The following is a 16,853-nucleotide window of genomic DNA, read 5'->3' on the forward strand; positions in this document are numbered from 1 at the left end:
TGCAAAATGTTTCGCATAAAACTAGTGAAGTAATTGCTCAAAGTGAAGAGATTAAAAATGTTACTTCTATTATTGGAGATATTGCAGATCAAATTAACCTACTTGCATTAAATGCTGCTATTGAAGCTGCAAGAGCTGGTGAGCATGGTAGAGGATTTGCTGTTGTTGCAGATGAAGTTAGAAATCTAGCTGAAAGAACTCAAAAGTCTTTGGGTGAGATTGAAGCTAATACTAATATCTTAGTTCAATCTATCAATGAAATGGGTGAAAGTATTAAAGAACAAACTACAGGTATTACTCAAATTAATGATGCAGTAGCTCAAATTGATCATGTAACTCAAGAAAATCTTAAAATAGCTAAAGATAGTGCAGTAATTTCTGATAATGTTAATAAGATAGCTAATGATATTTTAGAAGATGCTAGGAAGAAAAAATTTTAATTGATTGTTAGCAAGCTTTTAGCTTGCTAATGATTAGTCGTCAAATTTTTGACCTAAGATGTTACCTTTAAAATCTGTATAAATTTCCATCATATTATTGGTTCTAAATTTGTAACCGTTGATTTTTTTATCTACTTCTACGATCGCTGCATTTGGTTGTGCTGCTTGTACTTTAGTCATTACTTCTTTTGGGATAAAACCAGTTGGTATACCTTTGTATTTACCATCAACTTCTTTCCAATCACCATTAATGATGAAATTAATTTCTGTTCCATCTACTAAATTTACTTCGTATGAATCAACATCTTGCTTTACATAACCCACGTTTACACCTTTAAAATGTGTATTTAAAAATTCTTGAGCTTTTTGAGGTAAAGCACTTGGACTAACGATCATATCCGCAAACATAGAACTTGCACAAACTAAACTAGCTAACATTAATTTCATTTTCATTTTTTCTCCTTTAAATTAAAAAGTTGAAAGAATGATACTAAACGCTTGTGAAATTTATGTGAATTTTTTAATTTTTAAATCCTACGACTTTGTTTTTATCAAATGATGATTCTATTTCCTTTTCGATAGTTTGTAAAAAATCACTCATTTTAAACACACCATCTTTAGAAATAGCTGCTTTTAGCGCTGTATTTTTTACCACCATTACAATTTGCGCTCCGCTTAATTCATATGAAGCTAGATTAGCTAGATTAAACGCATCATCAAAAATAGCATTTTTAGGCAGGGCTTTTTGCCATATCATTAAGCGTTGCTCGTGGTTTGGTTTTTTAAATTCTATTTTATAATCAAATCTTCTTGAAAAAGCCACATCTAAACTTTCTAAAAAATTGGTTGTAGCTATTATAACCCCGCTAAAACGCTCAATTTGCTCTAAAAAGATATTTTGCATTTGATTGTGCATTTTATCTGCACCAGCACTACTTTCCACCCTTGTGCTTAAAAACTGATCAGCCTCATTTAAAAGCAAAATAGGACTTTGTTTACTTGTTTGGCAAAGCTCTTTATAGGTGTCAAAAATTTTTCTTACATTTTGTTCACTCTCGCCTACATATTTGCTTAAAATTTTAGAACAGTCAAAACTTAAAATCGATTTTTTCATCGCCTTTGCCATACTTAAAGCACTCATGGTCTTGCCCGTACCCGCAGGACCATAAAAGATAATCTTAGCTTCTATGTTTTTATTGGTCTTAATACCCCATTTATTTAGTCTTTCTAAAACTTTTTTATCTTGTTGTTTTAGTATACTTTCTAGCAAATCCTTAGTGCTTTGTGGCATGATCACATCATCTATATTAATATTTGGCTCAATCAGCTCAAATATATCCTGGCTTTTTACTAAATTTTGCAATTTAATTTTTTTATTTTTCTTTGGCTCTTTAAAGTTAATAATCCTTTGTAAAATATCATCACTTAAATAAAATATTTTAGTTATATCCCCCAAAGAATTCACAAACTCATCATATTCTAAGAGATTAGAACTCAACAACTTAGAATTTTCTTCCAACAAAACTTTATTTTCTTCTTTTTGCGTATCATTTTCACTAATTAAATGCAATAAAAAATTATAATCTCTGCTATAAGAATTTTCCGTATTAAGCAAGTATTCTTCTTTTAGTAAGCTAATAAATATCAAACATTCTTTATCATTTAAAGTATACTCTTTAAAAATCTCTGCCAAAACATTAGGAATTTTACTTTTTTTCAACCGTTCTTTAATGTATGCTTCAAACACTGCTATATCTTTTTTTATGCTTGTACTTTGGTTGCTTTTTGCAAAAAAACGCAGTCTTTGATAGAGTTCGATTTTAAAAAATTCATCTTTTAAATACGCAATATGATCTTCATAAATTGCATCTTGCATATAATCTTGTATGGTTTTATTTTCTAAAACCTGCAAGAAAACTTCACTCAAACTCACATCACACTGTAATAAATTTAAAAGTAAGCTAGAGTTTTTACTCGCTTTAAAATCAGAAAAAATTTGAACTATAAAACCCTTCTCTATAAGACTTTTAAGATCTTTTAAATGATCTAAATACTCATATTCATCATTTTTAAAAACTTCGCTAAGAAGACTATAAACATTCATACTCACACTAGCTTGTAGATAATTTTTACACAAGTGTTTTAGTATTAAAATTTCATCTTCGCTACATTGTAAGTTTTTATAAATAGCGCTTTTAAAAGTATCATTGAGAAAAAGTTTTAAATCTTTCATATTTTCCTTTATATTGGTTTTATACTGAGTTTTATTTTATTTTTTATATCACTAAAATTAATACTTTCATCACAAACTTCGTATGAAATATCATAATTTTTGTTAGATATTTTTTGGCTAAAACCACAAGAATGATTTTTTTTATTTTTTCCATAAAAAATTGGTTTTTTATGAATTATATCCTCTAAAAAATCTTCATAGTATTCGTTGTTAAAAAATCTTTGGTTGAATTTTTTTTTCGCATAACAAACACTGTTAATGCAAATTTGATCCGTGATTTTTAATTCAAATAAAGCCTTAGAAGCATTATAAAATTCTAATTTTGTAAAATGGCCTCCCTTATACAAAAAACCATAATCAGCAAATTTAATTTGTGGCGTTTTTAAAACAATATAAGCACTTTGTGTATGTGTTTTGTTTTTCATTGCACATGCACCCAAAATAACACACACAAAGCCTAAAAAAATCAGTTGGTGTATTTTTTTCATTTAAGATTTTTAAAACTAAGATTAAGCTCTAAATTGAGTTCTTTTACTATTTTCATTACATTTTGCAAATCATCAATTTGTTTTCCAACTACGCGAATTTCATTACCTCTAATACTCGAAGTTACTTTTAGCTTGCTATCTTTAATGGCTTTATTGATTTTTTTGGCACTATCTGTATCAATAGCATCATTAACTTTTAAATTCAGTCTAAAATTAGCTCCACTTTCTCTACTTAATTCTTTAATGCCATTAGGATTGATCCCTCTTTTGATTAACTTTGAAATCACAATATCCTTAAGCACTTCAAGCTTTACTTCACTAGAGCAAATAAGCTTAAATACACTTTCTTTTTCATTTAGTTCTATTTCGCTTTTGATACCTTTTAAATCATATCTGCTATCAAGTTCTTTTTTGGCTTGCTCTAAAGCATTTTTTAGCTCTTGTTTATCAATTTCACCGCTAATATCAAAACTATGTTCACTTGCCATTTTCCATAAACTCCTTAAGATTATTAAATACAATTTGTATTAAATTTTGTATCGATTCTTGACTTGCCCATGCTACATGTGGAGTGATGATTAGATTTTCCTTGTTGTTTATGCTAATCAATGGATGATCTTTGATCATAGGCTCTACTTCAAGCACATCAAGCCCTACTCTAATATTTTTCTCATTCATAACTTGTGCCAAGTCTGCCTCATTTATGATACCACCACGCCCCACATTAATCAAAATAGCTTCATCTTTTAAAAGCAACAATTCTTTTTTTGTCAATAAATTTTTAGTTTTGTCGTTTAAAGGCGCATGAATGCTAATCACATCACAAGTTTTCAAAAGCTCTTCAAGACTTACTCTTTCATACTCATTATTAAAATTTGCTCCAGAAGTCGAATAGTAACAAATTTTAGAACCAAACATTTGCGATACTTTAGCCACTTCTTTACCAATCACACCAAGTCCGATAATACCATGTCTTTTGCCTGTTAAAGTATGTAAAATCTTGCTAAAATCAGTAAACATCGTACTTTTTGTCCAAAGTCCATCTTTGCTCCATTGATCATAATATGGAATTTGATTTAAAAAAGCAAAAAGCAAAGCAAAAGTATGACTTAATACACTTTTTGTAGAGTATCCGGCTGCATTTTTTACCACTATGCCTTTAGAATTTGCATACTCTACATCAATATTATTAACCCCTGTGCCAAGCTGTAAAATCAACTTCAAGTTAGTTTGATCAATGACTTCTTTATCAATGATAACTTTATTGATCATCACTACTTCAGCATCAGCTATTCTTGAGATGATCTCATCTTTAGGAGTAAGCTCATAGCTTATAAATTCTCCAACACTTTTAAAATCCGATAAATCCCCTCCGCCTAATGTAGCGGCATCTAAGCATACTATTTTCATTAATCTTTTATGATATGTCCTATAAATTTAGAATAATTATCAAGCACCAAACCACCTTTTCTAAAGCCTAATCCACATCCTTCATACGCAAAAAAAACTCCAGCTTGATAATAATCATTTTCATTCTGGTTAAAATCTACAAATTCTTGATACACAAAACGGTTGTTTTGATAATCTCCATTTGTTTCAAAACTCACATCTCCATTAGCTTCTATAATAGAAACATTTGCCCCTTCTCTACCAAAAACAGGCTTTTTAACACATTTTTTACCAACCAATGGTTGATCGCTTGTTTCTAACAATAAAGGGTGGTTTGGGTAAAGCTCCCATAAAATTTTCATAATACCCTTACTTTGGAAAAGTAAAGTGTAAGCAGGATTTAAAATGATCACTTTTTGATTTTGCATGATTTGGGTTAAAAGCATAGCAAGCTCTCCCTCTTCTATAGCGATACTTTCCCAAGGAATAAGTTTAAAAAAGTATTCATAATTAACATCATTTTTAAATACACCCTCAGGCGAAAATTCCACCTCATCAATAAAAGAAAACTCGCTTTCAAAACCTGCTTCATTAGCAATGTGTGCTAAAAGTTTTGTAGTGATCATATCCTCATCACTTCCTGCAATAGATGAGAATAATATCTTCCAGCCTTCATAATATCTTTCAAATTCGCTTACATCTTCTTCTAAAGTAATAAGTCTTTTAAAATTATCTCTCAAAGCTTCATATATATTGTTAAACTGAGAACTTTCATCTAGATTATTTTGTTTTAAAATTGCCCATTGTAAAATAGCACTTTCAAACAATGAAGTAGGAGTGTCAGCATTAAATTCTATAAGCTTTATAGGTTTTCCATCTAGTCCACCTGCCAAATCAAACCTACCATATAAATGCCAATGCACATCATTTGCCCAACTCATTTTAATAGCTTCTACAAGATTAAAAGGGATTCCAAGTTCATCAAAACGATCATTATCAATCACTTCTTGTGCTGCTGCAACAAACATATCATAAAGTTCATTTACCGCATCATAATAAGCATTTGCCTCACTTTCTTTTACACATACTAAATTAGGGTCTAAATAATCACTCCCATCTTTATCAGTATGCCATGAAAAACCCATTTGATCTAAGTAAGATTTTTCTAAAGGATTTACTTTTAAAAAATTCATTTTTCCACCTTACCTTAAGATCCAAATGAGTTAGAAGAGCTTGAAGTCGCCTTAGAGCCACCACCGAAAAAGCCAGATTTTTTAGCGCTAGATCCCGAAGTAGCACTTGTACTTGCTTTGTTAAAACTATTGACACTTCTTTGATAAGCACTTTGATTAGAAAATGCTCCTCTTTGTTGGTTGGCAAAGTTTTGATTGTTAAAAAGCTTTGATCCTATCCAACTTCCCAAAATAGCTCCCGCTGCACTTGCAAGCAATGTTTCACCCAAAGAAAGTCCACCGCTACTCATTTGAGCATTGTTTGGGTTGGTTAAATTTGAAGTACCATTGTCTATTTTAGCAGCTTCTTCTTGGATTAGTTTGTCCATTTCTTCTTTAGTCAAAACTCTTTCTTGGCCATCAAGCTGCTTTAAAACCACTCTTGTTTCATCACTTGGAAACTGATCTTTGATTTTGTATTGATTTGGTGCGGTTTCTTCGATGATAACAAAAGCACCTTGAGTGTTAGCTGCTTGGCTTAAAGCATTATTTGAATCATTTGTATTACTACTACACGCACTTAAAGCACCTGCACTTATAGCAGCAATACCACTGATCATACTAAGCTTAAGTATAGTTTTAATGTGTTTCATAATCTTTCCTATAATTTATAAGTTTAACTTAATAAGATTTTAACAAAAAAAGTATTAATAAAAATTAATTGCCTTGATTTATCATCAATAAGCAATTTTGAATCAAAATAAAAACAACAAAAGCAAAAAAGATACAAGCACTAGTATAATCAACTAGCTTTAAATTCTTTTCATATAAACGCATCATAAAAGCTTTGGAGAACAACAAAGCAACCAAAGAAAAATAAACAATCGTTTCTAAAACCAAAACAAGCACCATCCATTGCATTTGTGCAAAATTAAAATTCGCAAACACACTCGCAAAATAAAAAATCACCTTAGGATTAGATAAGTTTGTAATAACTCCGCTTAAAAATGGAGAAATAGTTGTATTTTGTTTTTTATACTGTCATTTTTTGCATTTTTATAAATCACATAAGATAAATATAAAAGATAAAACGCCCCAAAACTAGATAAAACAACTTGCAAAAATGGAAATTGATGAAAAATTACACTTAGACCAAGTATAGAAAGTATGATCCAAACACTCATTGCTAAACTTACACCCAAGCTAGTTTTTAAAGCACTTTTTATCCCTTCTCTTAAAGCATAAGAGCTTATTAAGAAAAAATCAGGTCCTGGTAAAATAAGTCCAAAAAAAATGAATAATTAAAGCCCAAAGAAACATCAGTTAAAGTAGAAAAGCCGATTACTCGGCTTTTGTTGGTATTAGAGTCTTGACTCGTAGCGTCTAAGCATATAAAGTCTTTTAAGCATTTTTTTGCGAGCTGAAATTTTTTGTTTTTTGCGAATTTCAGTCATAGGCTCAAAAAATCTTCTAGCGCGAACTTCAGTAACAACTAGATTTCTATCTACTTGTTTTTTGAATTTTCTATACGCTTCATCAAAAGACTCATTAGGATGTACCTTAATTCCTGGCACGACCCTCACCACCTTTCTTTAATAAAATTAAAGAAGCGATTATACCATAAAATCACTTGAAAATAAAGTTTATTTTTGTAATAATTATATAAATAAAAATTAAATATAAAATTATAAACAACAACAAAGTTTGGTTTAATTTTTCTAGTACTACAATTAAAAAAACATTTTTTAAGGAAATATAATGAGTGCTTGTATCACAAACTATACCAAAAAAAGATATATTGCTTATATTATATCGATGGTTATTTTTATAGCCTTACCTTTTATCAAAATCAACGGCAATCATTTTTTCTTGCTAAGTTTTGACCATAAAAAACTTAATTTATTTTTTATCGCTTTTGATACCCAAGAACTTTACCTAATGCCTTTTGTTATTATAGGAATGTTTTTGACTATACTTTTTGTCACGACTTTAGCAGGAAGAATTTGGTGCGCTTGGACCTGTCCTCAAACCATAGCCAGAGTAATTTATAGGGAGCTGTTACAAACTAAAATTTTTAAAATTCACAAAAGTACCGCAAATAAACAAAAACAAGCCAATGGGTTTTTAATACAAAAAACCTTAAGTGTTGTGATTTTTTATCTTTTTTCTTTGTTAATGATGAGTGCGTTTTTGTGGTATTTTGTTCCACCTGAAGATTTCTTTGTTTATATCCAAAACCCTAGTGAGCATTTATTGCTTTTAGGAATTTTATTATGTGCTTCTTTGGCTTTTACCTTTGATATAGTGTATTTAGGGGAAAAATTTTGTGTTTATGTATGTCCTTATGCAAGAATTCAATCTGTAATGTTTGATAATAATACCGTTCAAGTAATATATGATGATAAAAGAGGAGGCATGATTTATGATGGACATACTAAACTTTATCAAAAACCGCCACAAGGTGAGTGCATAGGTTGTGATGCCTGTGTAAAAATTTGTCCTACTCATATAGATATAAGAGCTGGAATGCAACTTGAGTGTATTAATTGTCTTGAATGCGCTGATGCTTGCTCAAAAATTCAAGCTAAATTTGATCGCCCTAGTTTAATTAATTGGACTAGCGCAAAAGCTATTGAAACAAGAGAGAAGATAAAATATTTTAGATTTAGAACTATCGGATATTTAGTTGTTTTATGTGGTGTTTTTGCAGCTTTAGTTTTAATGGGAAGTAAAAAAGAAAATATGCTTTTAAATATCAATCGCTCTAGCGAGCTTTATCAAATCAGAAAAGCGCATGATAGCGAATTAATCATTACCAATGCTTATGTATTTTTATTCCAAAACACTGATAATAAAACTCATGAATATTATTTTGATGTGAAATTACAAGGCATTGATGATGGTTTAGAAATCATTAGACCTAAAAAATCTTTTAAATTAAAAGCCGGAGAAAAAGATAAACAAATAGTTGTATTAAAAGCTACTAAAAAACTAGCTGATAATGATAGAAAAGATACCGTAATACCTTTAGCAATAAAAGCTTATGCAATTGATGACAAAAATATCATAATCACAAGAGAAAGTAATTTTGTGTATCCTAAAAACTCAATGATAAAGCATAAAAAACATCAATGATAAAAAAACTTTCTTCAAAATCTCAAGCAAGACTTGAAAAAATCAAACAAATTGCTGCGGAGTCATTTTTAGAAAATGGCTACGAAGCAACTAATCTTAAGGATATTATCAAGCAAGCTGGCGGATCTTTTTCTTGTGTATATAAGCATTTTAAAAGCAAAGAAGGTTTATTTGAAGCAATTTTAAATGACTTTGCAGAGAATCACTTCTTGGCTATTTTGAAAAAAAATATGCAACTTTCACCCGATGCTAATTTAGAAGAATTTTTATATCAATTTGCTAAAGCTTATTTGGGGATTTTTAATGACGCTAAAACCATAGCCATAGTAAGACTTTTATATTCTGAAATTTACAATGAAAAATTTGATTTTGGAAAATGGTTTAAAGGGAGCAATAGAAAAGAAGTAGAATATATACTTCAAAAAAGATTTGAAGAAGAAAATGAAAATTTGGCCAAAAATGCTGAATTTTTAAGTTATACATTTTGTGCCATGCTTAGGGGAACTTTTTTTATGCAAAGTACTTTTGAAAATAAGGTTTTAATGAGTAAAAAAGAACAGTTAAATCACGCAAAAAAAGTTGTTAATCTTTTTACTCAAGGAATCGTTAATTTTAATTAACTAAATATTGATAGAATAATGATCATACAATTTTGTAATATAAATTACTTTTTTAGCTAAATAAATAATTTTAAGGAAACCAATGAGAACAAAACTTTTAACTCTAGCTTGTGCTTCACTTATATTTGTAGCATGCTCAGATGAAAAAAATGTGCAGGTGAAACAACTCCCTCCTCAACCTGTTAGTATTATGACTATACAAAGTGCTAATTTACCTTTAGAATTTACTTATCCTGCAAGATTAAGTACTGAATTAGATGTGATAATTAAACCTAAAGTGAGCGGTGAAATCAAAGCAAAATACTTTAAAAGTGGTCAAGCTGTTAAAAAGGGTGATAAACTTTTTCTTATAGAACCTGATAAATACCAAGCAAGTGTAAATATGGCCTATGGAGAAGCTTTGGTTGCAAGAGCAAATTTTGATGATGCAGAAAAAAATTTTAAAAGAGATCAAATTTTAATAGAAAAAAATGCTATTTCACAAAAAGAATTTGATGCAAGTTTAGCTAAATTTAATTCTACCAAAGCTAGTTTAGAAAGCGCTAGAGCAAAACTTGCCAATGCAAGATTAGACTTAAAATACACCGTAGTAAGTGCTCCATTTGATGGAATTTTAGGTGATACATTAATGGATATAGGCGATTATGTAAATGCTTCATCGACCGAGCTTGTACGTATTACTAATATCAATCCTATCTTTGCAGACTTTTATATTTCTGATGTAGATAAAATTAATATGAATAAAAATATCCGAAGCGGTAATTGGCAATTAGACAATATCCAAGTACAAGCTAATGTTGGTGGTGAACTTTTTAATGGAAAATTATATTTTATAGATAGTATTATAGACACAAACAGTGGTGGAGTAAAAGCGAAAGCTATTTTTGATAATAATAATTCAAGTTTAATGCCTGGTTCTTTTGCAAATGTTCATGTTGATGGTTTTGTTCAAAAAGATGGCTTTGAAATTCCTCAAATTGCGCTTTTGCAAGATGATAGCTCCACTTATGTTTATACCTTAGTAGATGGAAAAGTAGTTAAAACTGTTGTTAATGTAATCTATCAAACTTCTGATAAAGCAATCATCGATAAGGGCTTAAAAAACGGCGATAAAGTGATTTTAAATAATTTTAAAAAAATCCGACCTGGCGCAAGTGTTAGTGTAATGGAGAATAAATAATGTTTTCTAAATTTTTTATAGAAAGGCCTGTATTTGCTTCAGTTGTAGCTATTATCATTTCTTTAGCAGGGATTATAGGGCTTTATTCTTTACCTGTGGAGCAATATCCTTCCCTAACTCCACCTGTTGTTAAAGTAAGTGCGAATTACTCTGGAGCTGATGCACAAACAGTGGCACAGACAGTAGCTATTCCTCTTGAAGATGCAATCAATGGGGTTGAAAATATGATTTATATGGATTCTACTTCAAGTTCTTCAGGAGATATGAGTTTGAGTGTGTATTTTAATATAGGTACAGATCCCGATCAAGCAACAGTTGATGTTAATAATAGAATTTCAGCTGCCATGGCAAAACTACCTGAGGATGTTAAAAAAACTGGAGTTAGTGTAAGAAAAACTGGATCTAGTATATTAGCAGTTGCAAGTTTATATTCTCCAGATGGTTCTATGAATGAATTAGAAGTATATAATTATGCTGCTTTAAATATTTTAGATGACCTTGCTAGGGTTCCTGGTGTAGGAAATGCCGTGGCTATTGGATCAAGAAATTATTCTATGAGAATTTGGCTTAATCCTGATTTATTAAATAAATACCAAGTTACTGCAACAGATGTTATCACAGCAGTTAGAGAGCAAAATACTCAATATGCTACTGGCAAGATAGGTCAAGAACCTGTGGTAGAGCATTCCCCTTATGTGTACTCAGTTACTATGCAAGGTAGGTTAAAAAATGCCAAAGAATTTGAAAACATTATTTTAAGAACCAATAGCGATGGTTCTTTTTTAAGATTAAAAGATGTAGCTGAAGTGGGTTTAGGCTCAAGAGAATATACCTTTAATGGTAGATTAAATGGAAATAATGCTACACCTATTTTAATTTTCTTACAAACTGGTGCAAATGCTGTCAACACAGCTGAATTAGTAAAAGCTAAATTTGAAGAATTATCAAAAAGCTTCCCGGAAGGTTTAGCTTATAAAGTTCCTTATGATACTACTTTATTTATCAAAGCTTCAATCCAAGAAGTTGTAAAAACATTTTTTGAAGCATTAATCCTTGTCGTAATAGTAATGTATTTATTCTTAAAAAATTTCCGTTCAACCATCATACCTATGATTGCTGTACCTGTTTCTATTTTAGGAACTTTTGCGGGTCTTTATATCTTAGGTTTTAGTATTAACTTACTTACGCTTTTTGCTTTGGTACTTGCCATTGGTATTGTTGTAGATGATGCAATTATTGTGGTAGAAAATATAGATAGAATCATGCATGAAGATCCAAACATAAGCATAAAAGAAGCGGCCATTAAGGCAATGGATGAAGTTGCTGCACCTGTTGTTTCTATTGTTCTTGTGCTTTGTGCGGTATTTATACCTGTTTCTTTTATATCAGGTTTTGTTGGAGAAATTCAAAGACAATTTGCTATCACTTTAGCAGTTTCTGTTGCAATTTCAGGTTTTGTAGCTTTAACATTAACTCCATCTTTATGCGCTATCTTTTTAAGAAGAAATGAAGGTGAACCATTTTATTTAGTTAAAAAATTCAACGATATTTTTGATTGGTCTACTGAAGTTTTTGGAGCTGGTGTTGCTTATATGCTAAAAAGGGTTGTGCGATTTGTCTTAGTATTTTTTATATTTTTATTAGCTTTATTAGGATTATTTAAAATCGTTCCACATTCATTAGTTCCAAATGAAGATCAGGGAAGCTTTTTATCGGTAGTAAATTTACCAGCAGCTTCATCACTAAATAGAACCACTCAAGCAATGGATACTCTAGCAGAAGAAATTGGTAAAAATGAAAACATAACTAATATTGTAGGCCTTATAGGCTATGATCTTTTCACAGGTTCTTTAAAAGAAAATGCTGGAGCAATGTTTATTAATTTAAAAGATTGGAGTGAAAGAAGTGTTAGTAGTTTTGATATCACAGGGACATATAATAAACAATATTATTTAAATCCAAACTTTCAATCATTTTTTATTAATCCACCTCCAATTCAAGGTTTAAGCTTAACCGGTGGCTTTGAAATGTATGCACAAAATCGTGGTGGCAAAAGTTATGATGAAATTCAAGCTGATGTAAACAAACTAGTAGATGCAGCTAATAAGCGTCCGGAATTATCCAACGTAAGAACAACTCTAGATACTAATTTTCCTCAGTTAAAACTCGAAATTGATCGTGATAAAGTAAAACTTTATGGACTTGATCTAAATGATGTATTTAGCACACTTAATGCTACCATAGGAACTTATTATGTAAATGATTTTTCTATGCTTGGCAAAAATTACCGCGTTAATATCAGTGCCATAGGAGATTTTAGAAATACTCAAAATGCATTAAAAAACATCTATGTAAGATCAAAAGATGGATCAATGATAGCTCTAGATAGCGTTTTAACACTTCATAGAAGCATTGGCCCCGATGATGTAAAACGCTTTAATATGTTTCCATCAGCACTAGTGCAAGGTGATCCTGCACCAGGATATACCTCAGGACAAGCTATTGATACTATTGCACAAGTTGCAAAAGAAACACTAGGGGAAGAATACAGCATAGCATGGTCAGGATCAGCTTATCAAGAAGTTACTAGTAGTGGCGCAGGACAAGTAGCTTTTATACTAGGACTTTTATTTGTATTTTTAATCTTAGCGGCTCAATATGAAAGATGGCTCATGCCTTTAGCTGTTATAACAGCAGTTCCTTTTGCAGTATTTGGTTCTTTACTTCTTGTATGGCTTAGAGGCTTAGAAAATGATATATATTTTCAAACAGGACTTTTACTTTTAATAGGACTTTCTGCTAAAAATGCTATTTTAATTGTAGAATTTGCTATGGAAGAACATCTTAAAAAAGGCAAAAGTATCTTTGAAGCTTCTATTAGTGCAGCAAAATTGAGATTTAGACCAATCGTAATGACCTCATTGGCATTTATTTGTGGTATTTTACCACTTTTCTTTGCTTATGGAGCAGGAAGTGCAAGTCGTCATGCAATAGGTACAGGTGTTATAGGTGGTATGATAGCAGCATCAACTATAGCAATATTTTTTGTGCCTTTATTCTTTTATGTTTTAGAAAGTTTTAATAAATGGCTTGATGAAAAAAGAGGTAAAAAACATGCATAAATTAATAGTAATAGTAAGTTGTTTTTTGATAACAGCTTGCAGTTTAAAACCAAATTTAGAAATCAAAGATGTAAATTACACTAAAAGTTTAGATCAAAACATTAGCATTAATAAACAATGGTGGAAAGCTTTTGATGATAATTATTTAAATACCTTAATCGATCAAGCTTTAAAAAATAACAATGATTTGCAAATTGCATATATGAATTTACAAAAAGCTTATGAAGCTTTAGGTATAGCAAGAAGTGATTTGCTTCCTAAGCTTGATGGAAGTGCTAGCGGAGCAAGAGCAAAAACTAGCATTAATGCTCCAAGTAACAAAAATAATGATTTTGTCTATGGTAACGATTTTAATATGGGTTTAAATTTAAGCTATGAAGTAGATTTATGGGGAAAATATAGAAATAGCTATGGTGCTTCAAAAGCAAAATTACAGGCTAGCGAGTTTGATTATGAAAGTGCAAGATTGAGTTTAATCTCTAATGCAGTAAAAACTTATTTTAATCTAGCAAGCTTAAGCGAGCAAGTAAAAATTTTAGAAGAAACAACCCAAAGTTATCAAAAAACTTATAAGTTAAAATTAGAACATTTTAAACTTGGAGTAATTAGTGAGTACGAACTTAATAAATTTAAAGCTGAGCTTGAAAATTCAAAAGTTCTACTTACAAATGCTAAAATTCAAAAAGAAGCTAACACTAAAGCCTTAAAAATCTTAACTTCAAATAATATTGATGACATACTTTATAATAGCATAGAATATAAAAAAATAGGACAATACGAACTTAGCATACCTGAAGGTATTGGCAGTGAAATTTTACTTCAAAGACCTGATGTACAAGCTAGTTTAAAAATTTTAGAAGAAAAAAACTATATGATTGGTGTAGCTAGAACTGCATTTTTACCAAACCTTTCTTTAACAGGACTTTTGGGTTTTCAAAGTAATGACTTAGATCTTTTAGTTAAGCATGGAAGCAATACTTGGAATATAGCTGGAAATTTTGCAATGCCGATTTTTCATTGGGGTGAGATTATGAATAATGTTAATATTGCAAAACTTACCAAAGATGAAGCATTTTTACAATATGAAAATACCTTAAAAACAGCCTTTGGAGAGATAAGACTTGCTTTATTTAACCGTCAAAGCTATTATGAAAATGAGCAAAATTACAAAAATTTATTTCTAGCTCAAAGTAAAATTTATGAAATTTCTACCTTAAGATATGAAAATGGTGTGATTAACTTGGCTGATTTTTTACAAGACCAAAGAAATTACTTAAATGCTAAACTTTCTTATACTAACTCAACTTATGAGCTTGCAAATTCCATCGTAGATGTTATGAAAGCTTTTGGTGGAGGATTTAATACTAAAGAAGAGTCAAGAGAAAATGTCAAAGCTATGGAAAAAAACTTAAAAGAAAACTTTTACAACAACTAAGTTTTAAACTTAGTTGTTAATGCATTTGAATTTGAATTCTTTGATTAAAATTATTATTTCCTCTATCTTTTGGACTATTATGCTCAAAACGATAACGCATGCTACCTGAAACATTAACATCTTGGAAAATTTCATCTAAAGGCGCAGAATTTGACACGCTTATAAGTCCTAGTAAAAATACAAAAAATGCTATAAAAATATTTTTCATTATAAAGCCTTTAATAAAAATATGATACAATTATAGTCTTTTTTAAATAACTACAAAATGAAAATTTAGGAAAAATATGAATTTTTTACAAAACTTAGCTCTTTCTTACTCACACAAAGCTATGCAAAAATCTTTAGAAAATGGTTTTGAGGTGAAACTTTTAAAAGAAGGACAAGAGAAAAAAGTAAATGAGAAAAAAACTTATATGCTTTATGCTCATATACCATTTTGTCATACTTTTTGTCCATATTGTAGTTTTCATAAGTATTATTATAATGAAGATTTAGCAAAGAGATATTTTGAAAGTTTAAGAGAAGAAATCAAGCAAATTAAAGATAAGGGATTTGATTTTAATTCTATGTATGTAGGTGGTGGCACCACCTTAATTAACGAAGAAGAGCTTGTTAAAACCTTAGAGCTTTGCAAAAAATTATTTAACATCAAAGAAATTTCTTGCGAAACCGATCCCAATCATATTGACCCTAAAAAGTTAGAAATGTTTAAAGGACTGATAGATCGCTTAAGCTGTGGTATACAAAGTTTTAATGATGATACTTTAAAAAAAGTAGCAAGGTATCATAAATTTGGCTCTAGCAAAGAACTTCAAGAAAAGCTTTCTAAAGCCATAGGAGTGCTTCCTATCATGAGTATTGATTTGATTTTTAATTTTCCTTCCCAAACTAAGGAACAATTACTCAATGATTTAGAAATAGCCAAAAGCCTAAAACCTCAACAAATCACAACCTATCCTCTAATGAAGTCAAACCTCACAAAAGATAACATTGCAAAAACTCTAGGAGTAAGTTTTAAAGATAATGAATTTGAATTTTATAAAATCATTATAGATTTTTTCAAAGATTATGAAAGAAATAATGCATGGTCATTTTCTTTAGAAAAAAGTAGCTTTAATGATGAGTATGTAAGTAGCCATCATGAGTATTTAGGCGTAGGAAGTGGGGCTTTTAGCTTTTTAGATGGAGAGCTTTTAATCAATGCTTTTAATTTAAATGATTATTCTAAACTCATCAAAGAAAAGCAAAATGCAAATATTGCTAAAGCTGATTTTGGCAGAAAAGAAATCATCAAGTATGTCTTTTTAACCGAAATGTTTGCCGGTAAAATCGAGATCGATAAATTTAATAAAACCTTAGAATGCAACCTAGAAAAAGATCTTTTTATAGAGCTTTTAGGTCTTAAACTAAGCAAGGCTATAAAAAAAGAAAACAACATTTTATACACAAGTGAATTTGGGCGTTATTTATTTATGGTTTTGATGAAAGATTTTTATACGGGTATGGATTTAGTGCGTGCGGTTTTTAGAGATGATAAACGTCTACAAGATAAAAAACGCATTAACATCATGCAAGAAAATGTCGATCCGCTTGATTTTAAAAGTATGGAGTTTAAAGGGTAAAAGCCTTAAAAGGCTTT

17 protein-coding genes and 1 pseudogene are annotated in these 16,853 nt (G+C 30.2%); 7 read left to right on the plus strand and 11 right to left on the minus strand.

Annotated features, from left to right (window positions below):
- Positions 1 to 47: 47 nt before the first annotated feature.
- A pseudogene (locus CSUB8523_RS10755) lies at positions 48 to 440 on the plus strand (methyl-accepting chemotaxis protein); the annotation flags it as partial.
- A 33-nt stretch (positions 441 to 473) separates the two neighbouring features.
- On the opposite strand, the gene CSUB8523_RS09325 reads toward CSUB8523_RS10755, so the two are convergent.
- From CSUB8523_RS09325 to rpsU, 10 genes are all read right to left on the minus strand, one after another.
- Complete coding sequence (locus CSUB8523_RS09325; RefSeq protein ID WP_039664705.1) at positions 474 to 893, minus strand: PepSY-like domain-containing protein; 420 nt, start codon at positions 891 to 893, stop codon at positions 474 to 476.
- 67 nt (positions 894 to 960) lie between these two features.
- Complete coding sequence (locus CSUB8523_RS09330) at positions 961 to 2,673, minus strand: ATP-binding protein (RefSeq protein WP_043020303.1); 1,713 nt, start codon at positions 2,671 to 2,673, stop codon at positions 961 to 963.
- Between the two features lie 8 nt (positions 2,674 to 2,681).
- The gene (locus CSUB8523_RS09335) at positions 2,682 to 3,161 is read right to left on the minus strand and encodes a hypothetical protein (protein WP_043020304.1); all 480 of its coding nucleotides are present in this window, start codon (positions 3,159 to 3,161) and stop codon (positions 2,682 to 2,684) included.
- Complete coding sequence (locus CSUB8523_RS09340) at positions 3,158 to 3,649, minus strand: YajQ family cyclic di-GMP-binding protein (protein ID WP_043020305.1); 492 nt, start codon at positions 3,647 to 3,649, stop codon at positions 3,158 to 3,160. The genes CSUB8523_RS09335 and CSUB8523_RS09340 overlap by 4 nt, the downstream gene beginning before the upstream one ends.
- Positions 3,639 to 4,571: a D-2-hydroxyacid dehydrogenase gene (locus tag CSUB8523_RS09345; protein ID WP_043020306.1), complete on the minus strand. Its 933-nt coding sequence runs from the start codon at positions 4,569 to 4,571 to the stop codon at positions 3,639 to 3,641. The genes CSUB8523_RS09340 and CSUB8523_RS09345 overlap by 11 nt, the downstream gene beginning before the upstream one ends.
- Positions 4,571 to 5,743: a glutathionylspermidine synthase family protein gene (locus tag CSUB8523_RS09350; protein WP_043020307.1), complete on the minus strand. Its 1,173-nt coding sequence runs from the start codon at positions 5,741 to 5,743 to the stop codon at positions 4,571 to 4,573. The genes CSUB8523_RS09345 and CSUB8523_RS09350 overlap by 1 nt, the downstream gene beginning before the upstream one ends.
- A 14-nt stretch (positions 5,744 to 5,757) precedes the next feature.
- Complete coding sequence (locus CSUB8523_RS09355; protein ID WP_039664711.1) at positions 5,758 to 6,375, minus strand: UPF0323 family lipoprotein; 618 nt, start codon at positions 6,373 to 6,375, stop codon at positions 5,758 to 5,760.
- A 64-nt stretch (positions 6,376 to 6,439) separates the two neighbouring features.
- Entirely contained in the window at positions 6,440 to 6,739 is a 300-nt protein-coding gene (locus CSUB8523_RS10530) for a LysE family transporter (protein WP_082018441.1), read from the minus strand.
- A complete protein-coding gene (locus CSUB8523_RS10760) occupies positions 6,724 to 7,017 on the minus strand; it encodes a LysE family translocator (RefSeq protein WP_082018442.1) in 294 nt (97 codons plus the stop codon). The genes CSUB8523_RS10530 and CSUB8523_RS10760 overlap by 16 nt, the downstream gene beginning before the upstream one ends.
- A 66-nt stretch (positions 7,018 to 7,083) precedes the next feature.
- Positions 7,084 to 7,296, minus strand: coding sequence for a 30S ribosomal protein S21 (rpsU, locus tag CSUB8523_RS09370; RefSeq protein WP_002780697.1), 213 nt, complete (start codon positions 7,294 to 7,296; stop codon positions 7,084 to 7,086).
- Between the two features lie 184 nt (positions 7,297 to 7,480).
- Here rpsU and ccoG point away from each other — a divergent pair, with 184 nt between their 5' ends.
- From ccoG to CSUB8523_RS09395, 5 genes are all read left to right on the plus strand, one after another.
- On the plus strand, positions 7,481 to 8,857 hold the full coding sequence (gene ccoG / locus CSUB8523_RS09375; RefSeq protein ID WP_043020309.1) for a cytochrome c oxidase accessory protein CcoG: 1,377 nt from the start codon (positions 7,481 to 7,483) through the stop codon (positions 8,855 to 8,857).
- Complete coding sequence (locus CSUB8523_RS09380; protein WP_043020310.1) at positions 8,854 to 9,477, plus strand: TetR/AcrR family transcriptional regulator; 624 nt, start codon at positions 8,854 to 8,856, stop codon at positions 9,475 to 9,477. Before ccoG ends, CSUB8523_RS09380 begins: the two co-directional genes overlap by 4 nt.
- Positions 9,478 to 9,559: 82 nt before the next feature.
- Positions 9,560 to 10,657, plus strand: a complete 1,098-nt coding sequence (locus CSUB8523_RS09385; RefSeq protein ID WP_039664715.1) for an efflux RND transporter periplasmic adaptor subunit — start codon at positions 9,560 to 9,562, stop codon at positions 10,655 to 10,657.
- Positions 10,657 to 13,779 (plus strand): efflux RND transporter permease subunit, encoded by a 3,123-nt coding sequence (locus CSUB8523_RS09390; protein WP_043020311.1) that lies wholly within the window; start codon positions 10,657 to 10,659, stop codon positions 13,777 to 13,779. Before CSUB8523_RS09385 ends, CSUB8523_RS09390 begins: the two co-directional genes overlap by 1 nt.
- A complete protein-coding gene (locus CSUB8523_RS09395) occupies positions 13,772 to 15,214 on the plus strand; it encodes a multidrug efflux system CmeABC, outer membrane lipoprotein CmeC (protein WP_043020437.1) in 1,443 nt (480 codons plus the stop codon). The genes CSUB8523_RS09390 and CSUB8523_RS09395 overlap by 8 nt, the downstream gene beginning before the upstream one ends.
- A 16-nt stretch (positions 15,215 to 15,230) precedes the next feature.
- On the opposite strand, the gene CSUB8523_RS09400 is transcribed toward CSUB8523_RS09395, so the two are convergent.
- Positions 15,231 to 15,422 (minus strand): mini-MOMP protein, encoded by a 192-nt coding sequence (locus CSUB8523_RS09400; RefSeq protein ID WP_039664717.1) that lies wholly within the window; start codon positions 15,420 to 15,422, stop codon positions 15,231 to 15,233.
- A gap of 76 nt (positions 15,423 to 15,498) precedes the next feature.
- On the opposite strand from CSUB8523_RS09400, the gene CSUB8523_RS09405 reads away from it, so the two are divergent.
- On the plus strand, positions 15,499 to 16,836 hold the full coding sequence (locus tag CSUB8523_RS09405; RefSeq protein WP_043020312.1) for a coproporphyrinogen III oxidase family protein: 1,338 nt from the start codon (positions 15,499 to 15,501) through the stop codon (positions 16,834 to 16,836).
- The last annotated feature ends 17 nt before the right edge of the window (positions 16,837 to 16,853 follow it).

It is taken from the genome of Campylobacter subantarcticus LMG 24377, assembly GCF_000816305.1.
Taxonomy (GTDB): Bacteria; Campylobacterota; Campylobacteria; order Campylobacterales; family Campylobacteraceae; genus Campylobacter_D; species Campylobacter_D subantarcticus.